24 protein-coding genes and 1 pseudogene are annotated in these 23,866 nt (G+C 53.8%); 5 read left to right on the top strand and 20 right to left on the bottom strand.

The window, feature by feature from the left end; translation table 11 throughout:
* Positions 1–70, top strand: a pseudogene (locus tag ACTBDZ_RS05830) (surface-adhesin E family protein); the annotation flags it as partial.
* A gap of 125 nt (positions 71–195) precedes the next feature.
* Here the strand turns inward: ACTBDZ_RS05830 and ACTBDZ_RS05825 are convergent.
* The 18 genes from ACTBDZ_RS05825 to yceD all read right to left on the bottom strand — a co-directional run bounded on the left by ACTBDZ_RS05825 (position 196) and on the right by yceD (position 14,990).
* Positions 196–1,083: a phosphotransferase gene (locus ACTBDZ_RS05825; protein ID WP_438814607.1), complete on the bottom strand. Its 888-nt coding sequence runs from the start codon at positions 1,081–1,083 to the stop codon at positions 196–198.
* Complete coding sequence (gene lpoB / locus ACTBDZ_RS05820) at positions 1,043–1,621, bottom strand: penicillin-binding protein activator LpoB (protein ID WP_438814606.1); 579 nt, start codon at positions 1,619–1,621, stop codon at positions 1,043–1,045. Before lpoB ends, ACTBDZ_RS05825 begins: the two co-directional genes overlap by 41 nt.
* 20 nt (positions 1,622–1,641) lie before the next feature.
* Entirely contained in the window at positions 1,642–2,028 is a 387-nt protein-coding gene (locus tag ACTBDZ_RS05815) for a YcfL family protein (RefSeq protein WP_438814605.1), read from the bottom strand.
* A 4-nt stretch (positions 2,029–2,032) separates the two neighbouring features.
* Complete coding sequence (gene hinT / locus ACTBDZ_RS05810) at positions 2,033–2,383, bottom strand: purine nucleoside phosphoramidase (protein ID WP_438814604.1); 351 nt, start codon at positions 2,381–2,383, stop codon at positions 2,033–2,035.
* Positions 2,384–2,568: 185 nt separating this feature from the next.
* A complete protein-coding gene (ptsG, locus tag ACTBDZ_RS05805; protein WP_438814603.1) occupies positions 2,569–4,002 on the bottom strand; it encodes a PTS glucose transporter subunit IIBC in 1,434 nt (477 codons plus the stop codon).
* A 308-nt stretch (positions 4,003–4,310) separates the two neighbouring features.
* The gene (locus ACTBDZ_RS05800; protein ID WP_438814602.1) at positions 4,311–5,108 is read right to left on the bottom strand and encodes a metal-dependent hydrolase; all 798 of its coding nucleotides are present in this window, start codon (positions 5,106–5,108) and stop codon (positions 4,311–4,313) included.
* 19 nt (positions 5,109–5,127) lie between these two features.
* Positions 5,128–6,141: a DNA polymerase III subunit delta' gene (gene holB, locus ACTBDZ_RS05795; protein WP_438814601.1), complete on the bottom strand. Its 1,014-nt coding sequence runs from the start codon at positions 6,139–6,141 to the stop codon at positions 5,128–5,130.
* A gap of 2 nt (positions 6,142–6,143) precedes the next feature.
* Positions 6,144–6,812 carry a dTMP kinase gene (tmk, locus tag ACTBDZ_RS05790; RefSeq protein ID WP_438814600.1) on the bottom strand — a complete coding sequence of 223 codons (669 nt, stop codon included), beginning with the start codon at positions 6,810–6,812 and terminating at the stop codon, positions 6,144–6,146.
* Positions 6,802–7,827, bottom strand: a complete 1,026-nt coding sequence (gene mltG / locus ACTBDZ_RS05785) for an endolytic transglycosylase MltG (protein WP_438814599.1) — start codon at positions 7,825–7,827, stop codon at positions 6,802–6,804. Before mltG ends, tmk begins: the two co-directional genes overlap by 11 nt.
* A gap of 14 nt (positions 7,828–7,841) precedes the next feature.
* Positions 7,842–8,642, bottom strand: a complete 801-nt coding sequence (gene pabC / locus ACTBDZ_RS05780; RefSeq protein WP_438814598.1) for an aminodeoxychorismate lyase — start codon at positions 8,640–8,642, stop codon at positions 7,842–7,844.
* Positions 8,643–8,837: 195 nt separating this feature from the next.
* On the bottom strand, positions 8,838–10,079 hold the full coding sequence (fabF, locus tag ACTBDZ_RS05775) for a beta-ketoacyl-ACP synthase II (RefSeq protein WP_438814597.1): 1,242 nt from the start codon (positions 10,077–10,079) through the stop codon (positions 8,838–8,840).
* Positions 10,080–10,161: 82 nt separating this feature from the next.
* A complete protein-coding gene (gene acpP / locus ACTBDZ_RS05770) occupies positions 10,162–10,398 on the bottom strand; it encodes an acyl carrier protein (protein ID WP_012765204.1) in 237 nt (78 codons plus the stop codon).
* A 154-nt stretch (positions 10,399–10,552) separates the two neighbouring features.
* Positions 10,553–11,287: a 3-oxoacyl-ACP reductase FabG gene (gene fabG, locus ACTBDZ_RS05765; RefSeq protein ID WP_264643070.1), complete on the bottom strand. Its 735-nt coding sequence runs from the start codon at positions 11,285–11,287 to the stop codon at positions 10,553–10,555.
* Positions 11,288–11,300: 13 nt separating this feature from the next.
* Positions 11,301–12,230, bottom strand: coding sequence for an ACP S-malonyltransferase (gene fabD, locus ACTBDZ_RS05760; protein WP_438814596.1), 930 nt, complete (start codon positions 12,228–12,230; stop codon positions 11,301–11,303).
* Positions 12,231–12,248: 18 nt separating this feature from the next.
* Positions 12,249–13,202: a beta-ketoacyl-ACP synthase III gene (locus ACTBDZ_RS05755; protein ID WP_438814595.1), complete on the bottom strand. Its 954-nt coding sequence runs from the start codon at positions 13,200–13,202 to the stop codon at positions 12,249–12,251.
* A gap of 6 nt (positions 13,203–13,208) precedes the next feature.
* Entirely contained in the window at positions 13,209–14,255 is a 1,047-nt protein-coding gene (plsX, locus tag ACTBDZ_RS05750) for a phosphate acyltransferase PlsX (protein WP_438814594.1), read from the bottom strand.
* Between the two features lie 29 nt (positions 14,256–14,284).
* Positions 14,285–14,455, bottom strand: coding sequence for a 50S ribosomal protein L32 (rpmF, locus tag ACTBDZ_RS05745; RefSeq protein ID WP_009112338.1), 171 nt, complete (start codon positions 14,453–14,455; stop codon positions 14,285–14,287).
* Between the two features lie 16 nt (positions 14,456–14,471).
* Positions 14,472–14,990 carry a 23S rRNA accumulation protein YceD gene (yceD, locus tag ACTBDZ_RS05740; RefSeq protein ID WP_438814593.1) on the bottom strand — a complete coding sequence of 173 codons (519 nt, stop codon included), beginning with the start codon at positions 14,988–14,990 and terminating at the stop codon, positions 14,472–14,474.
* A 158-nt stretch (positions 14,991–15,148) separates the two neighbouring features.
* Between yceD and ACTBDZ_RS05735 the strand changes: the two genes are divergently transcribed.
* On the top strand, positions 15,149–15,745 hold the full coding sequence (locus ACTBDZ_RS05735) for a Maf family protein (protein WP_438814592.1): 597 nt from the start codon (positions 15,149–15,151) through the stop codon (positions 15,743–15,745).
* A 182-nt stretch (positions 15,746–15,927) separates the two neighbouring features.
* Here ACTBDZ_RS05735 and rluC read toward each other — a convergent pair whose 3' ends face one another.
* On the bottom strand, positions 15,928–16,881 hold the full coding sequence (gene rluC / locus ACTBDZ_RS05730) for a 23S rRNA pseudouridine(955/2504/2580) synthase RluC (protein ID WP_438814591.1): 954 nt from the start codon (positions 16,879–16,881) through the stop codon (positions 15,928–15,930).
* Positions 16,882–17,478: 597 nt separating this feature from the next.
* On the opposite strand from rluC, the gene rne reads away from it, so the two are divergent.
* Entirely contained in the window at positions 17,479–20,799 is a 3,321-nt protein-coding gene (gene rne, locus ACTBDZ_RS05725; protein WP_438814590.1) for a ribonuclease E, read from the top strand.
* Positions 20,800–20,870: 71 nt separating this feature from the next.
* On the opposite strand, the gene ACTBDZ_RS05720 is transcribed toward rne, so the two are convergent.
* Positions 20,871–21,158 carry a putative quinol monooxygenase gene (locus ACTBDZ_RS05720; protein ID WP_438814589.1) on the bottom strand — a complete coding sequence of 96 codons (288 nt, stop codon included), beginning with the start codon at positions 21,156–21,158 and terminating at the stop codon, positions 20,871–20,873.
* A 249-nt stretch (positions 21,159–21,407) separates the two neighbouring features.
* Between ACTBDZ_RS05720 and pyrC the strand changes: the two genes are divergently transcribed.
* Together pyrC and dinI are read left to right on the top strand one after the other, a co-directional pair.
* Positions 21,408–22,451: a dihydroorotase gene (gene pyrC, locus ACTBDZ_RS05715; protein ID WP_438814588.1), complete on the top strand. Its 1,044-nt coding sequence runs from the start codon at positions 21,408–21,410 to the stop codon at positions 22,449–22,451.
* A 141-nt stretch (positions 22,452–22,592) separates the two neighbouring features.
* Positions 22,593–22,832, top strand: coding sequence for a DNA damage-inducible protein I (dinI, locus tag ACTBDZ_RS05710; RefSeq protein WP_438814587.1), 240 nt, complete (start codon positions 22,593–22,595; stop codon positions 22,830–22,832).
* Positions 22,833–23,866: the final 1,034 nt, after the last annotated feature.

The raw sequence follows: 23,866 nt of genomic DNA, 5'->3' as shown, positions 1-23,866 counted from the left end.
CATGGCGATGGTCAAAGCGCTTAACCGGATCACGCTATTAGGAATGCCGAACAGTATTCGCATCACGTAACAATCGACCCGATGGGGCACAGTCGTTACAAGTTCTGATTTATTCAACAAAGCCCCCGATGGATTGTGCCTGCATTGACCGATGACAGGTTATCTGGCGCACAGTGCGTAGATTATTCGCCCGGATTACGTGTTTAGCCCGAGCGCACGACGCGATGCCGAACCTGCCGCTAAAAACGCCGTTTGCCCCGTTTGATGCCAGCACACCTCACACCACATCAGAATAAGATAATCGGCCCAGGGCAACCACTGTTGAACCGATGCGTTCAACGCCTGCGCGCACAAACCGGACCGCTGCTGTTGGTAGGTTCGCAGCAAGTGCCGCTGCGACTCAACGTCAAGCCCGTTGCCGCGCACCAGCAGCGCCAGTTCCAGTCCAATATCTCCATCGGCGGCGTATTCCCAATCGATAAGCAGCAGCGCCCCCTGCGGCGTGATCAACACATTCTCGCTATGTACGTCTAGATGCAAAGGTGCCCACGCGAGCAAGTCAGGTTGCGCAATACGCTGAAAATGGTGGTGCCAGCGCAGTAACGCTGGCGAGCGTCGACGCGGATCCATGTTTTGCCAATGATGGATAAACTGCATCGGTAAATTCAAACGAAAGCCACAACACGGCTGGCGGTGAAGCTGGCTGAGCAGCTGTGCCAGCGAGCCGTTTTCCAATACGCCGGAAAAATCCTGCGCAGACGCCGTAACCCCTGCGGCCCATTCCACGATGAGCCAACCGTCGCGGTACACAACAGGCTTAGGAGCCAACTGTCGTGCAGAGAGTTGGCGTAACACCCGGTATTCACGCTGCCTGAATACGCCCAACTGCGCCGCCTCGGTGGTTTGCGGCCGCGCTAGCAGTTGACGATCGCCCATGCGTACGCGCCAACAGCCGCGTCCCGAACCGTTCACGGCTTCGAAATGAAAACCGGCGGTATCAACCGCCGGAAAGTGTTGCGCAAGCAGACGTTCAAGCGCCAATTTACTGTTGGACGGCACCATTTCCCGACCACACGATTTCACCGGTTTGCACCAGCATCAGTTGCATATCCAACTGCGGGGTTTTCACATCACCGCTTACATCGCTGTAGAGCACATACTGCGCGCTCACGTAGCGTGCCAGGCCAATTGCCTTGGTTCGCGAGCCCAGACTGTCCTCTGCCGATAACCCCAGCGTCTGTTTCGCCACGGCCACCTGTTCACGTGGCACCAGCGTGAACGCGTTGCCGTTCGCCAGCGCATCATAAATTGCCGCTGTCGCCTTCGCGACCGGCAGCGAGCCGTTGGTGTTGTTCTTCACGCTGTCAACCAGCAGGATACTCCCGGGAGCTACGCCGCTGGCCTGTCGCATTTGTGCCACTAAAGGCCCGACACTGCCTTCCCAGTTCAGGGTTTGAATTTTCGGAGGCGTAGGCACCGGATGCCCCGGCGGCGGCGTAACCACGTCCGGCTGTGACGGTTGCACCGGTTCGATCTGCGCCGGTGGCTGTTGCTCTGGCGGACGGGTCATACAACCGGTCAACACCATCGCCCCGAACAGCAGCACAAGATACTTTTTCATGCATTCCTCTCTAAACACTTTTACAGAAACAGATGGAGGCGGACTTGCTGAACATTCTGCCCCTCGTGCGCGCCAGCAATACGCACTTCGCTCTGCGCCTGCACCAGAACGCTGCGCACTTCGTCATAAGGCAGCACATCCAACCCTTTTCCGTCATACCAGTAGAAGCGGTACTGCACCGCAACCGCCTGGGATGACGTATTGCGCAGCACCGCACAGGCGCTTCCGCCCTCACTGCGCGTGGTCAGATCGGGTTTTGATGCCGTAATCCCAGCGGACAGCAGAGAGGCATCAAGCACTAACGTTTGCCGCTCATTGATGGTCAACACGGGTGGTGTGCTGGAACACGCGACGGCCCCCAACACGAACACAGCAGATAACAGGCCGCGCACAATCTGGAAGTTCATGAAATTAGTCCGACAACAACGGCCCCAGAGGACGTCCACCCAGCAGGTGCATATGAATATGATAGACCTCTTGGCCGCCATGGCGATTGCAATTAACGATCAGACGATAACCGTCTTCATCAATGCCCTCGTCGCGCGCAATCTTGCTGGCGACGGTGAACAATCTTCCCAGTGCCTGCTCATGCTCAGGCAAGACATCGTTTACAATCGGAATCAATACGTTAGGCACGATCAAAACGTGCGTTGGCGTGCGAGGTGCGATGTCACGAAAGGCCGTCACCAGTTCATCCTGATAGACGATGTCGGAAGGAATTTCCCTACGGATAATTTTACTGAAAATGGTTTCTTCAGCCATGTTTGAGTTCCTTGTAAACGTGTAACGCCGAATGGTTACGGCAGTATGAGTGACACTTTCGGTTGCTTTCAACCTTCTTTCTGTTTTTTCTTGTTCAGATGTTTGAATTGCGGCTTTTTCACCGCAGGTCAGCGCCCAATAAAAAAGGGAGCTTACGCGCCCTTTATCACTCCCCAGACAACGAATCAGTGATTACGGATGTAATCATCCATATCCGTTTTCAGGTTGTCAGATTTAGTACCAAAAATTGCCTGTACACCGGAGCCCGCAACAACAACGCCAGCTGCACCCAGTTTTTTCAGGCCTGCCTGATCCACTTTTGCGACATCACCGACGCTCACGCGCAGACGCGTAATACAGGCGTCCAGATTAGTGATGTTTTCTTTGCCACCAAAGGCCGTCACCAGCGCCGCCGCCATTTCACTGTTGTTCTGCGCAGACTGTTCAGAGGTGCTCTCTTCGCGGCCCGGCGTTTTCAGGTTCAGTTTGGCAATCAGCACACGGAAGATGGTGTAGTAAGCCAGCGCGTAGCACAGACCAACGATCGGGAACAGCCACAGATTGCTGCCGTTACCGCTCAGGACTACGAAGTCGATCAAACCGTGGGAGAAGCTGGTGCCATTGCGCATGCCCAGCAGGATACAGATAGGGAACGCCAGTCCCGCCAGAATGGCATGGATCACGTACAGGATCGGTGCCACGAACAGGAAGGAGAACTCAATCTGTTCAGTGATCCCGGTCAGGAACGAGGTCAACGCCGCAGAGAGCATGATGCCACGCACTTTAGCGCGATTTTCCGGCTTGGCTGAGTGCCAGATGGCAATCGCCGCCGCAGGCAGGCCGTACATTTTGAACAGGAAGCCGCCCGCCAGTTTACCCGCAGTCGGGTCACCGGCCATGTAACGCGGAATGTCACCGTGGAACACCTGGCCCGCCGCGTTGGTGAATTCACCTATCTGCATCTGGAACGGCACGTTCCAGATATGGTGCAAGCCAAACGGCACCAGCGAACGTTCAACAATACCGTACAGACCGAATGCCAACACCGGGTTCTGATAAGCAGCCCAGTGTGAGAACGTTTGGATTGCGGTCCCTACCGGTGGCCAGATAAAGGGGAGCACCACACCGGTGATAATCGCTGTCAGACCAGAGATGATCGGCACAAAGCGTTTACCGGCAAAAAAGCCCAGGTATTCCGGCAACTGGATACGGTAGAAACGGTTAAACATGTAGGCCGCAATCGCACCAGCGATGATCCCACCGAGCACCCCGGTATCCGCCAGGTGTTCTTTGATGATCACCTCAGGCGGCAGTTGCAGCACGAGTGGAGCCACCGCTGCCATCGTCTTCACCATAATGCCGTAGGCAACAACGGCCGCCAGCGCGGATACCCCATTGTTATTGGTAAAACCGAGGGCAACGCCGATGGCAAAAATCAGTGGCATATTGGCGAATACGGAGTCACCCGCTTGCGCCATCACGCTTGAGACGATGGCCGGCAGCCAGCTGAAGTTGGCCGATCCGACGCCCAGCAGGATACCTGCAATGGGCAGTACGGAAACATGCAGCATCAGCGACTTACCTACTTTTTGCAGGTTGGCAAATGCATTCTTGAACATAATTGAGTGTGCTCCTGAGTAATAGTGCTTTTACGGCGTTATAGCAACAAAAGGCGGGGAGGATACCCTTTGTTATTTGAGGGATTTATCCCTCTTTTAATTTTTACGCAGAGTAAAATAAATGAGTCATTCAATGTTTGACTGCTATCACGTTTCATTGCGCCAACAGGTCGAGTAGCGCACAAAATCGCTATTTCTGTACGCAACAGACGGGCAGAACCTCTGTCGCTGGTGGCGAAACCACCAACCAGCGCACAGGTGAGCGTCAATTAATTACGCATCACAAAAAAACTCGGCCATTTTAAACACTAGACTGCGGCGGTCAACCGCTGTGAATCGATGTGGAACAGGCGGGAGAAATTCTCTGTGGTAGCCGCCGCTAATTGTGCAATATCAACACCTTTTAGCACGGAGAGATACTCGGCAACATCGCGCACGTAGGCAGGCTGGTTCTCTTTACCACGAAACGGCACCGGGGCCAACCAAGGGGAATCGGTTTCAACCAGCAGGCGATCCAGTGGAACAAACCGGGCAACGTCACGAAGTTCGTTTGCGTTACGAAACATCACAATGCCTGAAAACGAGATATAGAAACCCATATCCAGCAGCGTGCGCGCCGTAGCAATATCCTCAGTGAAGCAGTGCAGCACGCCACCACAGCGCTCTACTTCCTCTTCTTTCAGAATATCAAGGGTATCCTGACGTGCCGAGCGGGTATGCACGATAACCGGCTTGTTTAACTCACAGCCGACGCGAATGTGTTCGCGAAAGGAATCACGCTGTTGCACCTGTGTTTCCGGCTGATAGTGGTAATCGAGGCCGGTTTCACCCATCTCCACCACGAGTGGATCAGCAGCCAGTTGGCGTAGCTCAGCATAATCATACGGCGCGTCCTGATTGAGAGGATGCACACCGCACGAATAAGCCACTCCCGGGCGATCGCCGATCAGTTCACGCATGGTGCGATAACCGGGCAGCGTGGTTGCCACCGCCAGCACAAAGCCAACGTCACGCGCCCGCGCTTTGGTCAACACATCAGACACATCTTTATGCAGAGATTGATAATCCAGACCATCAAGGTGGCAGTGCGAATCCACTAATAACATGCTATTTACTCAACGCTTATCAAACAGAGAAAGAAGGGAGGGAATTCAGGTTTGCCGTTTGGAACCGTTGTTCCCATTCCAGCAACACATCGGCCAGCAAGAGTTCACGATTTACGCCTGTCACCGTCAGGAGCTGATGACGGCAACGCAGCCAACGAGCAAGCACGGCGTCTATTTCCGCAACGGGTAACTGGTTAGCTAACAGCGCTATCAGCGCATCCTGATCGAGGTTGACGCGCGCGCTCGCGGCTCCACGCTGTATTTTTAACGCATCCAGCAACAGCGAGGAAAGCCAGTGAAGACGCTCCGGTGCGTCATCGTGGTTCAGTTGCGGCAACAGCGAATAAAACGTACGCGCTGGCACCGCGTTTGCCAGCGCCTGACATAATGCCGTGCGCTGGCGTGCGGTATCATCTTGCAGCAGGTGCTCAGCCGCCAGCGGCGCACCGGCCTGCAAACGCAGCGCGGTTTGCAGCGCCTGCTCAGACGCAGGGTGTCGTTTATTGAGCCAGACAACGCTTTGTGCTTCGTCAGGCGTAGGCAGATAAAGGTGCAGGCAGCGGCTGCGCAACGTCGCCAGCAAACGCGTTGGTTCATGACAGCCCAGCAAAAAATAGGTCGCTTCTGGCGGTTCTTCCAAGGTTTTTAACAACGCGTTGGCCGCCGCTTCCGTCAACTGCTCGCTGTTTTCAATCCATATCAGCTTGGCACCGCCCTGCCGTGAACGCTGATAGAGGTTTTCCAATACGCTGCGTATCGCATCAACCCCTAACGTCTGTTTGCCCTTTTCCGGGCTGAGGGCATACCAGTCCGGGTGTGTACCCGCCATCATCAATTTACAGGAATGGCATTCGCCGCAGCTTTTCATACCCTCTGGCTTCTGGCACAGAACGCGTCTTGATAACGCATACACCAGCGATTCGCGTCCCATACCCGGCAACGCGTGCAGCAATACCGCGTGGTGTGCTCGCCCCTCCTCATATCCCTCAATCAGTTGCCGATAGGGCCCATTCAGCCAGGGATACCATTCCATGCTTAGCGCTCCTGTACCGACAACGGTGCAGCATCTTGTGCCTGTTGCTGACCAAGCCACTGCACCAGCGCGGCTTCAATATCCGCACTCACCTTGTCCAACGGTTGTGAGGCATCAATGGTAACGATGGTAGCATCGGTGGCAGCCAGCGCCTGATAACGTGCACGGGTACGGGCGAAGAAATCCAATGATTCCTGCTCAATGCGGTCGAGTGCACCGCGCTGGCGTGCACGCGCCAACCCCTGCTCCGGCGGAATATCAAGGTACAAAGTAAGATCGGGACGAAATGTGCCCAGCACGGTATCACGCAGTGACTGCATGAGCTGTTGATCCATACCGCGCCCGCCGCCCTGATAAGCCTGCGAGGAGAGATCGTGGCGATCGCCAATCACCCAGTTTCCCCGCGCCAAGGCGGGTTTGATGACATTTTCCACCAGCTGTACACGCGCAGCATAGAGCATCAATAACTCCGCTTTATCCGTGATTCTCTCGTCGTCGGCACCCTGTTTTATCAGGTCACGTAGTCGCTCGGCCAATGGCGTACCACCCGGTTCTCGGGTAAAAACCACATCCTGCACGCCGTGCGTCCGCAAGGTTGCTAATACGGTGTTCTGCGCACTGGTTTTACCTGCGCCTTCCAATCCTTCAATCACGATAAATTTACTGTTCATCCCGGTCCTTCAGCGTTGAGCGGTAAGCGCGCACTGCACGGTTATGATCGGCAAGGTTGGTCGTGAAACGGTGCCCACCCTTCCCGTCCGCCACAAAATAAAGGTAATCTGTTTTTGCCGGATGCGCGGCGGCTTCAAGTGCGGCTCGGCTCGGCATGGCGATTGGCGTCGGCGGCAACCCGGCAATCACATAGGTATTATACGGCGTGGCGGTGTCCAGCGCGCTACGCGTTATCACACCACGATAATCCTCACCCATACCATAAATCACGGTAGGATCGGTTTGCAGACGCATGCCAGCGCGTAGACGATTTACAAACACCGACGCGACCTGAGGGCGCTCCTCTTTGACTGCCGTCTCTTTTTCTACGATGGAGGCCATGGTCAGCAGTTCCTCCGGCGACGCATAGGGCAAACTCGCCTCGCGGTTTTTCCACACTCCGTCCACCACATTACGCATACGATGATGCGCACGCAGCAGCAGATCGCTGTCGCGCGTGCCTGCGGTGTAGAGGTAAGTGTCAGGGTAGAGCCAGCCTTCCGGGTTCTCCGCCTCTTTAATGTCCAGCAGTGCAGCAACCTCTTGCGGCGTTTTATCCTGCACGCTGTGCGTCAGGTAGGGTGCGGTTTTCAACGTTTCCAGCCAGTCATGCAGTCGCGATCCTTCGACAAAACGAATTGAGAACTGCGCCTCTTTGCCGCTCGCCAGCAGCGCCAGCATCTCCCGTACCGTCATGCCCGGCATAAAACGATAGGTCCCTGCTTTGAACTTGGCCAATTCAGGCTCCGCGCGCAGCAACCACTGAAACAGCACCGTTAATGGGATCACCTGCTGTTCTGTCAGCGAGGTTTCCAGCGCTTCTCTGCCGGTTCCTGCCGGAAGGGTGAAAATAGTTTCCTGTTCAATCAATAGCTGTGAGCGGCCAAACTGTTGTAGGTTATGCCATGCAGCACCGAGTGCCGAAGCGAGTACCATTGCCACCAGCAGGAAAAATAGCGTCTTCTTTCTTTTCATCATTCAACCATCGACTAACCGTTAGGGCTCAGTAGTTGGTACAACGCTCTGGAGCGATAACACCAGGTATCAATTTGATTGACCGGAAGCACCGGCATCAATGCATTACAAACAAACACTTCATCAGCATCGGCGAGCGTCGTCACAGGTTCACGCACTACCTGTAGCTGATAATCAGGATACTGGGCCAAGCGGGTCATCACCTGATGACGTGCCACACCGTTCACACCCGCGAGTGACAAATCCGGCGTAAATACCTGATAGCCCTTGCGCCAAAACAAATTAGCCGCACAGCATTCCACCAGGCAGCCCTCAGTGTCAAGCACCACCACGTCATCGACACCTTGCGCTTCCATCTCCTGGCGTATCAGGATCTGCTCCAGTCGGTTCAGGTGTTTAATGCCCGCCAATCGCGGATTACGCCCCAACGTGACCGGACTGATGCCAAGGGTGATACCCTGCTTGCGCCATTCGGTGTATTGAGCAGGATAACCCGTCTGCATGACTATACGTGTCGGTTCGCTACACGACAGCGTGCTGTAACCTCGTCCGCCACTGCCACGGGTTACGATGGTTTTCACTACGCCTTGCTCCACGCCCTGCGCCGCCCGTTCCATTTCGGCTTGCAGTCTATCCCATGCCGCAAACGGAATATGCAAACGCGCAGTGTCCTGACGTAACCGCGCCATATGCAATGGCAACCACACGATCTTGCCTTCCAGCACGCGTGCGGTGGTGAAGCACCCGTCACCATACTGGAGGCCACGATCGGTAACGGCTATCTGCTCTTGCGCCTGGCCATTTATCCAAAACATACGCTGTCCTCACCCAACAGGTTCATAGACGTGATGCCAACAACGCCAAGGGTAGCGGCAACAGCGTGACGTTCAGAGTGCCAGTAACCCATGACGGCAACAAGTGGCGCGTTCTGAATTATGCCCTGCCCACAATGGCGAGTGACAGGCAAAAAAAACCCGGTTGCCCGGGCTTTTAGCGGTATCGCAGCGCCATTACACGCGGCGGAACACCAGTGAACCGTTAGTGCCGCCAAAACCGAAGGAGTTACACAGTGTGTATTCCATATCGGAAACCTGACGTGCTTCATGCGGTACAAAATCCAGGTCGCAACCTTCGTCCGGGTTATCCAGATTGATGGTCGGCGGGACAGCCTGATCGCGCAGCGCCAGCGCCGTGAAGATAGATTCCACAGCACCCGCAGCCCCTAACAGGTGGCTGGTCATGGATTTGGTTGAGCTCACCATGACGCGGCTCGCTTGTTCACCAAACACAGATTTCACTGCGTGCGTTTCCGCCAAATCACCCGCAGGCGTAGAGGTGCCATGCGCGTTGATATACCCAATCTGGGCCGGAGTGATACCTGCATCGTGCAGGGCATTTTGCATCGCCAACGCAGCGCCAGCGCCATTTTCCAGCGGTGACGTCATGTGATAGGCATCGCTGCTCATGCCGAAGCCAACGATTTCGGCGTAAATTTTCGCGCCGCGTTTCTTCGCATGTTCATACTCTTCCAGCACCATGATCCCGGCACCGTCACCCAGCACGAAACCGTCACGATCTTTATCCCACGGACGGCTTGCCGCCTGAGGATTGTCGTTACGCGTGGAAAGTGCACGGGCTGCGCCAAATCCACCAACGCCCAGAGGCGTACTGGCTTTTTCCGCGCCGCCAGCCAGCATAATATCTGCATCGTTGTAAGCAATGATGCGCGCCGCATGGCCGATATTATGCACGCCAGAAGTACAGGCAGTGGCAATGGAAATACTCGGACCACGCAGTCCGAACATGATGCTCAGATGCCCTGCAACCATGTTAACAATGGTGGAAGGGACAAAGAACGGACTGATTTTACGCGGACCGCCGTTCACCAGTGAACTGTGGTTCTCTTCAATGAGCCCCAAGCCACCAATGCCGGAACCGATCGCCGCACCGAAGCGCGTCGCGTTTTCTTCCGTCACTTCAATACCGGAATCGCGCATGGCGTTAATGCCAGCAGCAATACCGTATTGGATAAAGGCATCCATCTTGCGCGCTTCTTTGCGCGAGATGAAATCCTCGCTATTGAAATCCTTTACTAAGCCAGCAAAACGGGTTGCATAGGCAGTAGTATCGAAATGGTCGATCAGGCTGATGCCACTCTGACCGGCAAGAAGAGCACTCCAGGTGGACTCAACTGTATTGCCGACAGGAGTTAACATGCCCAGTCCGGTCACAACTACACGACGCTTAGACACGCTTGTCCTCCAGGGAGGGAAGATATGACACTGCGGGACAAAGAAAACTTAGGCGGTCGAGTGACCGCCTAGATATGTTCGCTTACTGCTGGTTAGCCTGAATAAAATCAATGGCTGCCTGAACAGTTGTGATTTTTTCTGCTTCTTCGTCTGGAATTTCAGTATCAAATTCTTCTTCCAGCGCCATTACCAGTTCAACGGTGTCAAGAGAATCAGCGCCGAGGTCATCAACGAAGGAAGCGTTGTTAACCACTTCTTCCGGTTTAACACCAAGCTGTTCAACGATGATTTTCTTAACGCGTTCTTCGATAGTGCTCATACTCTTAAATTTCCTATCAAAACTCGCTTTCGCGATGGTTTTCGTAGTGTATAAAATGTTGAAAAAGATGCAACAAAATCCCGGCTGGTCTAACCACGATTTTGTGCTATTTTGCGGTTTTCACCGCAAATAACGCAAATAAATTCCGAGCTATTTAGATCATATACATGCCGCCGTTGACATGCAACGTCTCACCCGTAATATAACCAGCCTCATCGGAGGCCAAAAAAGCAACAGCACTGGCGATCTCTTTCGCGTCCCCAAGTCGGTTCGCAGGAACCTGGCTCAAAATGCCTGCACGTTGTTCTTCTGTCAATGCCTGCGTCATATCGGTTTCGATAAAACCTGGCGCAACCACATTGACAGTAATGCCACGTGAGGCCACTTCACGCGCCAGCGACTTGCTAAAACCGATCAGGCCCGCTTTCGCTGCCGCATAGTTCGCCTGTCCGCCGTTCCCCATGGTTCCGACTACGGAGCCGATGGTGACGATACGGCCAAAGCGTTTTTTCATCATGGCACGTAACACCGCTTTTGACAGACGAAATACCGATGTCAGATTGGTGTCAATGATATCTTGCCACTCATCGTCTTTCATTCGCATCAACAGGTTATCACGCGTAATGCCGGCGTTGTTGACCAAAATGTCGATTTCACCGAAATCCGCACGAATCGCTGTCAATACCGCTTCAACGGACGCCTGATCGGCGACGTTGAGCATATACCCTTTGCCATTGGCACCCAACCACTCGCTGATGGCTTGCGCGCCATTTTCGCTGGTAGCGGTTCCCACCACGGTGGCACCGCGAGCCACCAGCGTTTCTGCTATCGCACGGCCAATACCGCGGCTTGCACCCGTTACCAGGGCAATTTTTCCTTCAAAGCTCATGGTACTCTCCGTTTTATTGTTCCAGGGCCGCAGACAGTGAAGCCGGATCGTTAACCGCCGCCGCACTCAGGGTGTCAACAATACGTTTTGTCAGCCCGGTCAACACTTTGCCCGGTCCCACTTCCAGCAAGCTCTCAACGCCTTGAGCCGCAACGTAGGTGACACACTCGGTCCAACGCACCGGGCTGTAAAGCTGTTTCACCAGTGCCGCACGGATGGCATCAGGATCGGTTTCGCTACGCGCATCAACGTTGTTAACCACAGGAATGGCTGGCGTAGTAACTGTAATTGTTTTTAACGCCTCTGCCAGTTTTTCTGCCGCAGGCTTCATCAACGCGCAGTGGGAAGGCACACTCACCGGCAGCGGCAACGCACGCTTGGCCCCGGCGGCTTTGCAAGCTACACCGGCACGCTCAACGGCTTCTTTGTTACCCGCAATCACCACCTGTCCCGGCGAGTTGAAATTCACCGGAGAAACCACTTGCCCCTCGGCAGACGCTTCACAGGCAGCCGCAATGGCATCGTTATCCAGACCAATGATAGCGTACATCGCGCCCGTTCCTTCCGGCACTGCTTCCTGCATCAGTTTGCCGCGCAGCTCAACCAGACGCACCGCTTCCTGAAAGTCCAGAGCACCGGCGCATACCAGTGCCGAATATTCACCCAGACTGTGGCCGGCCATCAGCGCGGGCTGTTTGCCGCCCTGCTGCTGCCACACCCGCCAAATCGCCACCGACGCCGTCAGCAGTGCCGGTTGGGTTTGCCAGGTTTTATTCAGTTCTTCCGCTGGGCCTTGTGCAGTGAGCTGCCACAAGTCGTAACCCAATACCTCAGAAGCCTGGGCAAAGGTTTCTTGTACTGCCGGGTACTGTGCTGCCAGTTCAGCCAGCATGCCGACTGTCTGGGAACCTTGCCCCGGAAATACCATTGCAAATTGCGTCATATTAAACGTCCCGTTTGATCAAAAACGAACCAGCGCAGAACCCCAGGTGAACCCGCCGCCAAAGGCTTCCAGCAGGATCAGCTGACCGGGTTTTATCCGTCCATCGCGCACTGCTTCATCCAGCGCGCTGGGTACGGAAGCGGCCGACGTATTACCGTGGCGATCGAGTGTCACCACGACCTTGTCCATGCCCATACCCAATTTCTTCGCCGTGGCGCTGATGATGCGTAGGTTAGCCTGATGCGGCACCAACCAGTCCAACTCGCTCTTATCGAGTTGTGCGGCATGCAGCGTTTCTTCAACGATATGCGCCAGTTCCGTCACGGCTACTTTGAACACTTCGTTGCCAGCCATGGTCAGGTAGGCAGGTTGATCCTGATGCGCACGATCCTGATGAGGCAGCGTCAACAGTTGACCATAGCGACCATCTGCATGCAGGTGGGTTGACAGGATGCCGGGTTGTTCCGACTGGCCCAACACGACTGCGCCCGCACCGTCACCGAACAGAATAATGGTACCGCGATCGGCAGGATCCAGAGTACGCGCCAGCGTATCTGAACCAATCACCAGCGCATAATCTACCGCGCCGTTTTTAATGTATTGATCGGCAATGCTGAGCGCATAGGTAAACCCTGCGCAAGCCGCGGCGACGTCAAAAGCGATAGTATCGCGGATCTCCAGCATCTGCTGAATCTGGCAGGCGGCACTCGGAAACGCGTGCGTAGAGGACGTGGTTGCAACAATCAGCAAGCCAATCTTGTCCTTATCGATACCCGCCATCTCCAGCGCGTTCAGCGCGGCCTGATGTCCCATGGTCGCCACGTTTTCATCCGGCCCGGCAATGCGGCGCTCACGGATACCGGTGCGCGTCACAATCCACTCATCGGAAGTGTCGACCAATTGTTCTAAATCAGCGTTCGTCCTGATTTGTTCAGGCAAAAAGCTGCCCGTTCCGATTATTTTAGTATACATGTACGCTCAGTCACTCTTGGGTAATACAGTTTTCAGGCGCGCCGCAATCCTGTCGGGAAGTTGCCGCTGTACCGCCTGCATTGCCTGTTCGATAGCGACGGCAAACGCCCGTTGGTTTGCCGCGCCATGGCTTTTTATCACGGTGCCCCGCAACCCTAACAGACATGCGCCATTATATTGATCAGGATTGAGATGACCGAACCGTTTCGCCAATCGCTTTTGGATAAAACGGCCGATCAACGTGAGCCACCACGCTTGCTTCGCTTTACGTCCGACATCCGTCGACGACGATTTGAGCAGTGACAGGAACATCCTTACCACGCCTTCCATCGTCTTCAATGTGACATTACCCACAAAGCCGTCACAGACCATCACGTCGGTTTTGCCCGTCAGTAACTCATTGCCTTCAAGATAACCAATATAGTTAATCGAGGGCGTATTCTTTAACTGCGCGGCCGCATCGCGAATCGCGGCCAGGCCTTTGGTCTCTTCTTCGCCGATGTTCAGCAGGGCAACGCGCGGATTGTGCAGCGACAGCACTTCTTCGGCCATCACTGAACCCATCACGGCAAACTGTACCAATTGCGCGCTGTCACACTCGACGTTGGCACCCAAATCCAGCACCACCGTTTTGCCCTGCTGCTGATGCGGCAACACCGTCACCAAAGCAGGACGATCGATACCTTCCAACGGCTTGAGCAACAGTTTCGCCAGTCCCATCAAGGCACCGGTATTTCCTGCACTCACGCACGCCTGTGCCCTACCCGTTTTAATCAGTTCCAGCGCAATGCGCATCGACGTACCACGACTGGCACGGATCGCCTGCGACGGACGCGCATCACTCGCAATAACCGATTCAGCCGGCACAATTTCCAACCGGGACAGTAAAGCAGAATCGACTTTGGCGAGTAATGGATGAAGCGCAGCGGGATCGCCGACCAATAACAAGTGAAGACCCGGATTAGAAGCCAGTGCCTGCAATGCCGCAGGCACCGTTACGCAGGGACCGACGTCCCCGCCCATTGCATCTAACGCCAGTGTGAGGCGTGTCAAGGTATTGCCTTGATAATAATTCGCGAGAATTATTTGGCAATAACCTTGCGACCGCGGTAGTAGCCATCCGCAGTGATGTGGTGACGCAGATGAGTTTCGCCAGAAACTTTGTCTACGGAAACAGAAGAGGTGGTCAGCGCATCGTGAGCACGACGCATACCACGTTTGGAACGGCTAGGTTTGTTCTGTTGTACGGCCATGGACCTTACTCCTTAATTACTTACGCTTTAAACTGGCTAATACGGCAAACGGGTTCGGTTTCTCCGCCTCTTCAGGCAGTTTACCGAACACCATGTCCGCTTCGGACACTTCACAGTGTTCAGAATCATGTACCGGAGCGATGGGCAATACGAGAATAATCTCATCTTCAACCATCGCCAGCAAATCGACCTCGCCAAACTCATCGACATCGATTGGCTCATACGCTTCCGGCAGAGCCTCTGCCTGCTCGTCATTGACGACAGGACTGAAACAAAATGTGGTGTGAATCTGATGTTCGAACGGCTTTTGGCAGCGCTGGCACATCAGCGTAACGGCCACTTGTGCACTGCCGTTAATCACCGCCAGGCGCTGATTATCGATATTAAACGATAAAGAGACCTGAACATCACTATCCACACTGACCACAGACTCGGCAACGCGTGCAACTTGTTCAACCGTGTAGACACCAACATAGTCTAAACGTTTTTGAGCCGTGCGAACCGCATCCAGGGTCAGGGGTTTTACCTTTTGCATAGGGCGCGCATATTAACGTCGTAACGACATAGAGTCAAAGGAAAAGGCGGCGTTGTCTTACTATTTTATCAAGATTCGCGATCGCCCAGATTCGCTTTCTCAGCGACGCACAGTGTAAAATGCCTTTTTTGATTACGCTACGGTTTATCGTAAAAATTATGTCTCATATTGTGCTTGCCTCTACCTCTCCTTACCGTAAAAGCCTGCTCGCCAAGCTGGGACTGCCTTTTCAGTGTGCCAATCCCGATATCGATGAAACGCCACGTCCGCAAGAAAGCGCCGTCGCGCTGGTTGAGCGATTAGCACGGGAAAAGGCGCAAGCGCTGGCTACTCGCTATCCTGCGCACCTGATTATCGGTGGCGACCAGGTCTGCGTGCTTAACGGTGTCATTACAGGAAAACCGCTGATTGCGGAAAATGCAGCGCAGCAGTTGCGTCAGGCCAGCGGTAACCGCATCACCTTTTATACCGGTTTGGCGCTGCTCAACAGCGCCAGTGGAGCGTTGCAATCGCAGGTCGAGCCCTTTGACGTGCATTTTCGTGCGCTGAGTGAGGAAGACATTGCGGCCTATCTGGCGCGAGAGCAACCGTGGCACTGTGCAGGCAGTTTCAAAAGTGAAGGGTTGGGGATTGCCCTGTTTGATAAACTTTCCGGACGCGACCCGAATACCTTGGTTGGCCTGCCGCTCATTGCGTTGTGCGAGATGCTGCGCCATGAGGGCGTCAACCCGTTAACACTGACCGGATTAGGGTAACCAGCACGCACCGCGTCACAGTCCCTCTCGTTATCCTCGCCCCACTCTCGTCATCCTCAGCGAAAGCCGGGGATCCCTGTGAGAATAAACGCGTTTCTTCTGCACGAGATTCCCGCCTTCGCGGGAATGACGGTTGGTGGCGAGAGTTACTGTTTTAGCTAGGTTACCAAACATCACTGATGCTATTTCTGCTGCCGCAACACCTGTAAGCAGTGGCGTAATGCCTCATCGAGCGGCGCTTCGACACGCATCATCTCACCGGTGGCGGGATGCTCAAAGCTCAACGACTGCGCATGCAAGAACAAACGCGACAGCCCGGTGGCAGCCAGTTGCCGGTCAAATTCTCTGTCGCCATAGCGATCGTCAAACGCGATAGGATGGCCTGCGTGCAGCGTATGTACGCGGATCTGATGGGTGCGCCCCGTCACCGGACTGGCGCGCACCAGCGTCGCATGCTCAAAGCGCTCTTCCACCTTGAAACGAGTTTCTGAGGGTTTCCCTTCGCTACTGACACGCACCACGCGCTCGCCGCTTTGCAAAATATTCTTTAACAGCGGTGCCTGCACCACTTTGCAATGGGATTGCCACTGACCGCGTACTAGCGCCAGATAATTTTTCTGCATTCCCTTGAGCCGCAGTTGCTCATGCAGCGCACGCAGCGCCGAACGTTTTTTTGCTACCAGCAATACGCCAGACGTATCACGATCGAGCCGGTGCACCAATTCCAGAAAGCGCGCTTCAGGCCGTAGCGCGCGCAGCCCTTCGATAACGCCGAAGCTCAGCCCGCTGCCGCCGTGTACCGCCGTGCCCGAGGGTTTATTGAGCACGATCAGGCTGTCATCTTCATACAGAATGCAATCGGCTAACGCGGCCACCTTATCGAGACTGGCTGACACCGCTGGTTCATCGCGTTCCGCTACGCGCACGGGAGGAACACGCACCACATCGCCATCCAGTAGCTTATATTCCGGCTTGGTACGTTTTTTGTTCACGCACACCTCGCCTTTACGCAAGATGCGATAAATCATACTTTTCGGCACGCCTTTAAGCCGCGCCAGCAAAAAGTTGTCGATACGCTGCCCTGCTTCATCGGCAGAAACTGCGATAAATTGTACTGATGGATTCTCTGTTTTCATGATGCGCAATTCTAAATAGCCCGTGCAGATAGCGCCACTCCTTTTTATGTGCTTAACTGTCTGTCAGGTACTTAATGGGCTGTTACCGAGATATTGGGCCAACTGATTGCCATCGAACGCGCGGACTTCAGTCATACTGCTCGCACATTTGATAAAAATCAGGACAACAATCTTGTTGCACACCCGTAAAGTCACCTTGCTATAACAGTACCAGCAATGGAATAATGCTGTGGTTTTACCCGCCTATCTTCCTGAAACAGTGGAAAGGGCAAAATAGGTAAATTTGCCTGATAACGCATAAACGCAGCAATGGCGTAAGACGTAATGCGTAATCAAGCAGTTAGCGGGCTGCGGATGGCAGCTTGACCGGTAAATGGAATCAGATCTGGTGACCCTTCTTCAGAAGCTGTTCCCTCAATAAATGTGCTGTTTTCCATCAGGAAATACAGGCTACCGAAATATGCGCCTCTATGCAAGCGACAACCGGGAGGTTGACGTCCCTGCGATAAGCCACGAGGCCATCGGTGAACCCGGTCATTCAGCATCTTTGTCCGTAGCTCTATCAATGATGCAAGTAAAAATAACGAGTAAGTTAAGATGAAAAGAATGTTAATTAACGCGACTCAGCAAGAAGAGTTGCGTGTTGCTTTGGTTGATGGTCAACGGCTCTACGATCTGGATATTGAAAGCCCAGGCCATGAGCAGAAAAAAGCCAATATCTATAAAGGAAAAATCACCCGCATCGAACCCAGTCTTGAAGCTGCTTTTGTTGATTACGGCGCAGAAAGGCACGGTTTCCTTCCGTTAAAAGAGATTGCTCGCGAATACTTCCCCAGTAACTATGCCTCCCACGGTCGTCCCAACATCAAAGACGTGTTGCGCGAAGGACAGGAAATAATTGTTCAGGTTGACAAAGAAGAGCGTGGCAACAAGGGCGCAGCGCTGACCACCTTTATCAGCCTTGCGGGCAGCTATCTGGTGTTGATGCCGAACAACCCGCGCGCGGGTGGCATTTCTCGTCGCATTGAAGGCGACGATCGCACCGAACTGAAAGAAGCACTGAGCTCGCTCGAACTGCCTGATGGCATGGGACTTATCGTGCGTACCGCAGGTGTCGGCAAATCTGCCGATGCGCTCCAGTGGGATCTGGCGTTTCGCCTGAAACACTGGGACGCCATCAAAAAAGCGGCGGAAGGTCGCCCTGCCCCTTTCCTGATTCATCAGGAAAGCAATGTTATCGTTCGTGCATTCCGCGACTATCTGCGCCCGGATATCGGTGAAATTCTTATCGATAACCCGAAAATCCTCGACCTTGCCAAAGAGCATATTTCTGCCTTGGGTCGTCCGGATTTCAGCAGCAAAATCAAATTGTATAGCGGTGAAATTCCGTTGTTCAGCCACTATCAGATCGAATCGCAGATTGAATCCGCCTTCCAGCGTGAAGTGCGCTTGCCTTCTGGCGGCTCAATTGTCATCGATACCACGGAAGCGTTGACGGCGATCGATATCAACTCGGCCCGCGCAACACGCGGCGGTGATATCGAAGAAACCGCCTTCAACACCAACCTCGAAGCGGCTGATGAAATCGCCCGCCAGTTGCGTCTGCGTGACCTCGGTGGCTTGATTGTTATCGACTTTATCGACATGACCCCGGTTCGCCACCAGCGCGAAGTGGAAAACCGCCTGCGTGATGCCGTTCGTCAGGATCGCGCCCGTATTCAGATTGGTCGCATCTCTCGCTTCGGCCTGCTGGAAATGTCCCGTCAACGGTTGAGCCCGTCGCTCGGTGAATCCAGCCATCACGTCTGTCCGCGTTGTAGCGGGACGGGCACTATCCGTGATAACGAATCCCTGTCGCTCTCTATCCTGCGCTTGATTGAAGAAGAAGCACTGAAAGAGAACACCCGGGAGGTTCACGCTATCGTACCGGTGCCTATCGCGTCTTATCTGCTGAACGAAAAACGCGAAGCCGTGAATGCCATTGAGAAACGTCAGGGTGGCGTTCGCGCCGTTATCGTGCCACACGATGGCATGCAAACGCCGCACTACCACGTTCTCCGTGTGCGTAAAGGTGAAGAAAAGACCACGCTCAGTTATCTGCTGCCGCAGCGTCTTGACGCAGAGGCACAACAGGTTCAGGAAGAGCAATCTCTGGAGCGCAAGATTCCTGAGCAACCGGCCTTGGCCACGTTCACCATGCCTGACCTGCCTGAGTCGCCGGTCATCACACCGAAGCCTGCGGCAAAAACAGCGCCAGAGCAAGCCTCTGCGCCTGCAACGCCTGGGCTGTTTGGCCGTCTGTTCGGCGCGTTGAAAAACATGTTTGCCAGCGCGGAAAGCCAACCGGAAAGCACCAACACGCAAGAAACCGCCTCGACGGAGCAGCGGCAAGAGCGTCGTTCCGGTCGTCGTCAAGGATCGGGCAACCGTCGCGATCGTAATCAACGTGATGGCCGTGATGGTAACAAAGAAAGCCGTGACGGTAACCGCGAATCACGGGATGAGAACCGTCGCAATAAACGTCAGAACGCGCCAGCGGTGACAGAATCTGCCGCCCCTGTTGAAGAAGCGGTAGAAAAAGCGCCGCGTGACGATCAGCAACGCCGTGAACAACGTGCAGAGCGTCAACGTCGTCGTCAGGATGAAAAACGTCAGTCCCAGCAAGATGTTAAAGCCCTGAACCGTGATGAAGAAAGCGCACAGGATGAGAGTGAACAGGAGAAACCGACGCCGGTAATGCCGCGCCGTCAGCGCCGCCAGTTAACACAGAAAGTGCGTATCATTGACGGTGACGCAGCACACGCTGAAAGCCAGGTTGAAGCATCAACATCCCCTGCACCGGCAGCAGAACACGCGCTACCACTGTTGACGGATGCCGTGACAAACGCGCCTACGGAGACCGAAGCCAACGCCGAGCAGGCTGAGGCGGGTCGTAGTGATGCCAATATGCCACGCCGCTCGCGCCGTTCACCACGTCATCTGCGCGTGAGTGGTCAACGTCGTCGTCGCTATCGTGATGAGCGTTATCCGACACAATCGCCGATGCCGTTGGCACAGGCTTCTGCTTCGCCAGAAATGGCGTCCGGTAAAGTGTGGGTCCGCTATCCGGTGGCTGCATTGGCACAAAACGACGAACAGTCGACTGAGCTGGCGCCAGCTGTCGAAGCACCCATTGAGGCACTGCCAGCCATTGCTGCACCTGAGGAGCAAGCACAGCCTGTTACTACACCTGCAACGGACATTGTCATCGCACCACTCGTAGACGACACGGTTAGTACTGCGCCAGTTGCACCTGAAAATGTCGCACAAGACGCGGTCGAAGCACCTGTTACCGTTGAACAGGCCGTAATCCCTGAGACGGTGGTAGCAATAGCACCCGTTGAGATTGCTGATGCAGAGGTAACTGAGCCTGTCGCTATCGCGGAAACGGCCTCAGAGCAAAGCACAGTTGTCGAGGAACAGCCGGTGGAAACACCAACGGCACCCGCAGCAAGCACTGAACAGGTGCCAGTTGAAGCCGTTGAGGAACACGCCGCAGTAGCAGAGGTCGCACAGGTAACGGAAGAAACCGCGCCAGCGGTTGCTGACGTTGAAACGACAGAAGCGGTCGTGGCAGCAGCCGACGCGATTGAGACTGTTGCACCAGTCGCCGCTGTCGAACCTGCGCCCGTGGTTGCCGAGCCTTCTGTTTCGACCACGACTCGTACGGTACAACCGTTACGCAGCACGGCTAAACAACAGCACTCTGCCTCCGCACCGATGACCAAAGCGCCTGCGCCAGCCTACGAGGCGGAAGCTCCGCGCCACAGCGATTGGGTACGCCCGACCACCGAGTTCGCCGGTAAAGGCAGCGCGGGTGGTCACTCTGCCGTCAACCACGCGACCGCAGCAGCAGAAAAACCCGCCGCGTTTGAGTAAATACACCATCCAGGCACAAAAAACCCCTCTTCAGAGGGGTTTTTTTATATTTGTATTGAAAATATCGCAGCTTAAATCAGCGCACGCAGCGGGGTAATTACCATACCCAGCGTTTTGCCTTCCAACTCGGCCACCAGTTGCTGAAAGTGCGGGGTTGCTTCGTGCTCCGTCAAGACCTCACGACTTGCCCAGCGTTCAAAAAAGACGAACGTACCCGGCGCTTCTAGTGATTCGTGCAGATCGTATTGCAGGTTTCCCGCTTCGTCACGACTGGGTGCCACCACCTTTTTCACCGCTTGTGCGACGGCATCAACGTGTTCTGGTTTGGCCTGAATACTGGCGACAATACGCAATTCCATATGTTGCTCCTGTTAGGTATCCCAACGGGCCTTGAATGGCCAGACTGAGAAATTAGCGATGGGACTTACCATACGCTACTCTTTCCCCGTCGTGTACCCTGTACCGCGGTGGTTAGCACAGAACGCCACTCGCTTCCAATAAGGTTTCGTCAGCAACAAACGGGGGCATTCCCAGCACTTTGCGCTTATGCTTGTGTCCCGCCGTATCTGCTCGTAACATTTAGCATTTAGCCCGCTGGAGCACTTTTCATGACAACACTGTCTACCGTATTAAAAATTCGCCGTCCTGATGACTGGCATCTTCACCTGCGCGACGATGACGTACTCGCAACCGTGTTGCCGTTTACCAGTCGTCATTTTGGCCGCGCGATTGTAATGCCCAACCTGACACCGCCGATCACCAGCATCGCCAGTGCGCTGGCCTATCGCGAGCGTATTCTCGCCGCGATCCCGGCAGGTGACGATTTTCAACCGTTGATGACGTGCTATCTGACAGACTCGCTGGACGCAAAAGAGGTCGTGGCAGGTTTCCAACAAGGGGTATTTACCGCCGCCAAGCTTTATCCGGCAAACGCGACCACCAACTCCAGTTTTGGTGTTACCGATGTCACCAATATCTACCCTATCCTTGAGCAGATGGTAGACATCGGCATGCCGCTGTTGATTCACGGCGAAGTGACCGATCCGGCGATCGATATTTTCGACCGCGAAGCCCGTTTTATCGAATCAGTCATGGAGCCGCTGCGCAAACGCTTTCCTACACTGAAAATCGTGTTTGAACACATCACAACCCGCGAAGCCGCACAGTACGTGTTAGACGGCGATCGCTATCTGGGCGCTACCGTAACGCCGCAACACCTGATGTTTAACCGCAACCATATGCTGGTGGGCGGTGTGCGACCTCACTTGTACTGCCTGCCGATTCTGAAACGCAATATTCACCAACAGGCACTGCGCGATGCGGTCGCCAGTGGTTCTGACCGTTTTTTCCTCGGTGCGGATTCAGCGCCTCATGCGCGTCACAAGAAAGAAGCAAGTTGTGGCTGTGCCGGAGTGTTCAACGCGCAGGCCGCGCTCTGTGCCTACGCCACCGTGTTTGAAGAGATTGGCGCACTGGATAAGTTAGAAGCGTTCTGCTCGCTCAATGGACCCGCGTTTTACGGTTTACCGACCAATGAGGGCTGGATTGAATTGCATAAGGCTCCCACAACCTTCCCGGAAAGCATCGCGTTAGGTGATGACGCGCTGGTACCCTTCCTTGCCGGTCAAACCCTGAACTGGCAAGTCCGTTAATCTCCCCGCCCGTGCGCTGAATAGTCGCGGCGCACGGACTTTTAACGGCCTTTGCCTTTCACCACCACATATTTGTATCAACCCTATTGCTCCCCCTCACCTTTAACTGTATAAATAACCATTCAATTAAAGGAGAGTATCATGCGCGTAGAACTCACATTAGCCAAATCAGCCCCCTTACCCGCTGGCGCTATTGAAGCCTTGACGCACGAATTGACCCAGCGCGTCCACCGTCATTATCCCGATAGCGCCATTCATGTTCGTTACGCCGCGGCCAACAACCTGAGCGTATTGGGAGGCAACAAGGATGATAAAGCGTTAATTTCAGAAATCCTTCAGGAAACCTGGGAAAGTGCCGACGATTGGTTTAGTGCAGAATAATCACTGGCATTAATAATCGAGACCTTCTATTTTATCCTTGCAGTCTTCACACTAGCCGGTAGATGGTCGATGACGGAGGGACATGACAATGACGGTAGAGAAACCAGAACAAGCCATGACGTTCGGCGAATTATTGGCGCTGATTGGAGACAAGCAGAATTAAAGCACATAAAAACTATAAATATCAATATATTGCTTGACTTTATCGCTCAAAAAATAGGCGACAAAGCACAACAATACACGACGTTTTTATCAATAAGTTACCGTCCATTTCGACTTGCCGACTCCCTTCCTTAGACGTGACAAATCACATTCACCCCGACCTATTGATCACGCTTGAGGATGCGGTAGACCTCATCACTGAGTATGTAAGAAACCTTTACATCGCTCACTTTCTTAATAAAACATAAACAATTTATTTTTCATCAAAAATATCCTGTAAATACTAAAAAAAATGATACGTCGTTTACTCTATCCAAGCAACAATTGAGATTGTTGATGACTAACGTTTAACGTGAGTGAAGACTTTCATTGCCTGGAGTTTTAAAAATAAGCGATTAGTTATTTTTTACGAACAAGGATGAACAGAGAGAATCGATAAAACTGCTCCTTATTACTACAGCTAAATTAATCATAAATCCATGAGTTTACAGCTATAGATATGTCAGATTTTTCAATTAAAGGATGTCATTTTTGGCGTTCACTCGGATGGCTTTTAGCATTTTTTTTGTTTTTCTCCTGCTCACTCCAGATTGTAGTTTTTCTGACTGGACATGGCGGATTCACAGGATTACGTGATTCAGTAATATACAGCTTTCTGTGGTTGATCCCTGTTTTGCTTTTTCCCTCCAGAACAAAAATCATCAGTGGTGTATTAGGAATTCTACTATGGGGTACATCTTTACTCGGCTTTGTTGAATAAATAGAAAGTTTGGGTAATCATCGGATCAGATCACCATAGTTGTTTCAAAATCAGGTCTCCATGGCAAAACAAAATTTTAAAATCACTAACTGGCCCTCCTATAACAAGGCCC

Origin of the sequence: Symbiopectobacterium sp., from assembly GCF_051710365.1 — a bacterium.
GTDB lineage: Bacteria > Pseudomonadota > Gammaproteobacteria > Enterobacterales > Enterobacteriaceae > Symbiopectobacterium.
Note: the sequence above shows the minus strand (reverse complement) of the source record. Positions and strands in the feature narration are given on the sequence as shown.

Coding starts and splice junctions, on each gene's coding strand:
- lpoB (WP_438814606.1), bottom strand. CDS start 1,621: ATGAAAAAGTATCTTGTGCTGCTGTTCGGGGCGATGGTGTTGACCGGT.
- ACTBDZ_RS05755 (WP_438814595.1), bottom strand. CDS start 13,202: ATGTATACTAAAATAATCGGAACGGGCAGCTTTTTGCCTGAACAAATC.
- dinI (WP_438814587.1), top strand. CDS start 22,593: ATGCGCGTAGAACTCACATTAGCCAAATCAGCCCCCTTACCCGCTGGC.
- yceD (WP_438814593.1), bottom strand. CDS start 14,990: ATGCAAAAGGTAAAACCCCTGACCCTGGATGCGGTTCGCACGGCTCAA.
- rluC (WP_438814591.1), bottom strand. CDS start 16,881: ATGAAAACAGAGAATCCATCAGTACAATTTATCGCAGTTTCTGCCGAT.
- acpP (WP_012765204.1), bottom strand. CDS start 10,398: ATGAGCACTATCGAAGAACGCGTTAAGAAAATCATCGTTGAACAGCTT.
- mltG (WP_438814599.1), bottom strand. CDS start 7,827: ATGAAAAGAAAGAAGACGCTATTTTTCCTGCTGGTGGCAATGGTACTC.
- ACTBDZ_RS05720 (WP_438814589.1), bottom strand. CDS start 21,158: ATGGAATTGCGTATTGTCGCCAGTATTCAGGCCAAACCAGAACACGTT.
- hinT (WP_438814604.1), bottom strand. CDS start 2,383: ATGGCTGAAGAAACCATTTTCAGTAAAATTATCCGTAGGGAAATTCCT.
- ptsG (WP_438814603.1), bottom strand. CDS start 4,002: ATGTTCAAGAATGCATTTGCCAACCTGCAAAAAGTAGGTAAGTCGCTG.
- ACTBDZ_RS05815 (WP_438814605.1), bottom strand. CDS start 2,028: ATGAACTTCCAGATTGTGCGCGGCCTGTTATCTGCTGTGTTCGTGTTG.
- pabC (WP_438814598.1), bottom strand. CDS start 8,642: ATGTTTTGGATAAATGGCCAGGCGCAAGAGCAGATAGCCGTTACCGAT.
- ACTBDZ_RS05800 (WP_438814602.1), bottom strand. CDS start 5,108: ATGTTATTAGTGGATTCGCACTGCCACCTTGATGGTCTGGATTATCAA.
- fabD (WP_438814596.1), bottom strand. CDS start 12,230: ATGACGCAATTTGCAATGGTATTTCCGGGGCAAGGTTCCCAGACAGTC.
- fabG (WP_264643070.1), bottom strand. CDS start 11,287: ATGAGCTTTGAAGGAAAAATTGCCCTGGTAACGGGTGCAAGCCGCGGT.
- rpmF (WP_009112338.1), bottom strand. CDS start 14,455: ATGGCCGTACAACAGAACAAACCTAGCCGTTCCAAACGTGGTATGCGT.
- pyrC (WP_438814588.1), top strand. CDS start 21,408: ATGACAACACTGTCTACCGTATTAAAAATTCGCCGTCCTGATGACTGG.
- tmk (WP_438814600.1), bottom strand. CDS start 6,812: ATGAACAGTAAATTTATCGTGATTGAAGGATTGGAAGGCGCAGGTAAA.
- ACTBDZ_RS05735 (WP_438814592.1), top strand. CDS start 15,149: ATGTCTCATATTGTGCTTGCCTCTACCTCTCCTTACCGTAAAAGCCTG.
- holB (WP_438814601.1), bottom strand. CDS start 6,141: ATGGAATGGTATCCCTGGCTGAATGGGCCCTATCGGCAACTGATTGAG.
- rne (WP_438814590.1), top strand. CDS start 17,479: ATGAAAAGAATGTTAATTAACGCGACTCAGCAAGAAGAGTTGCGTGTT.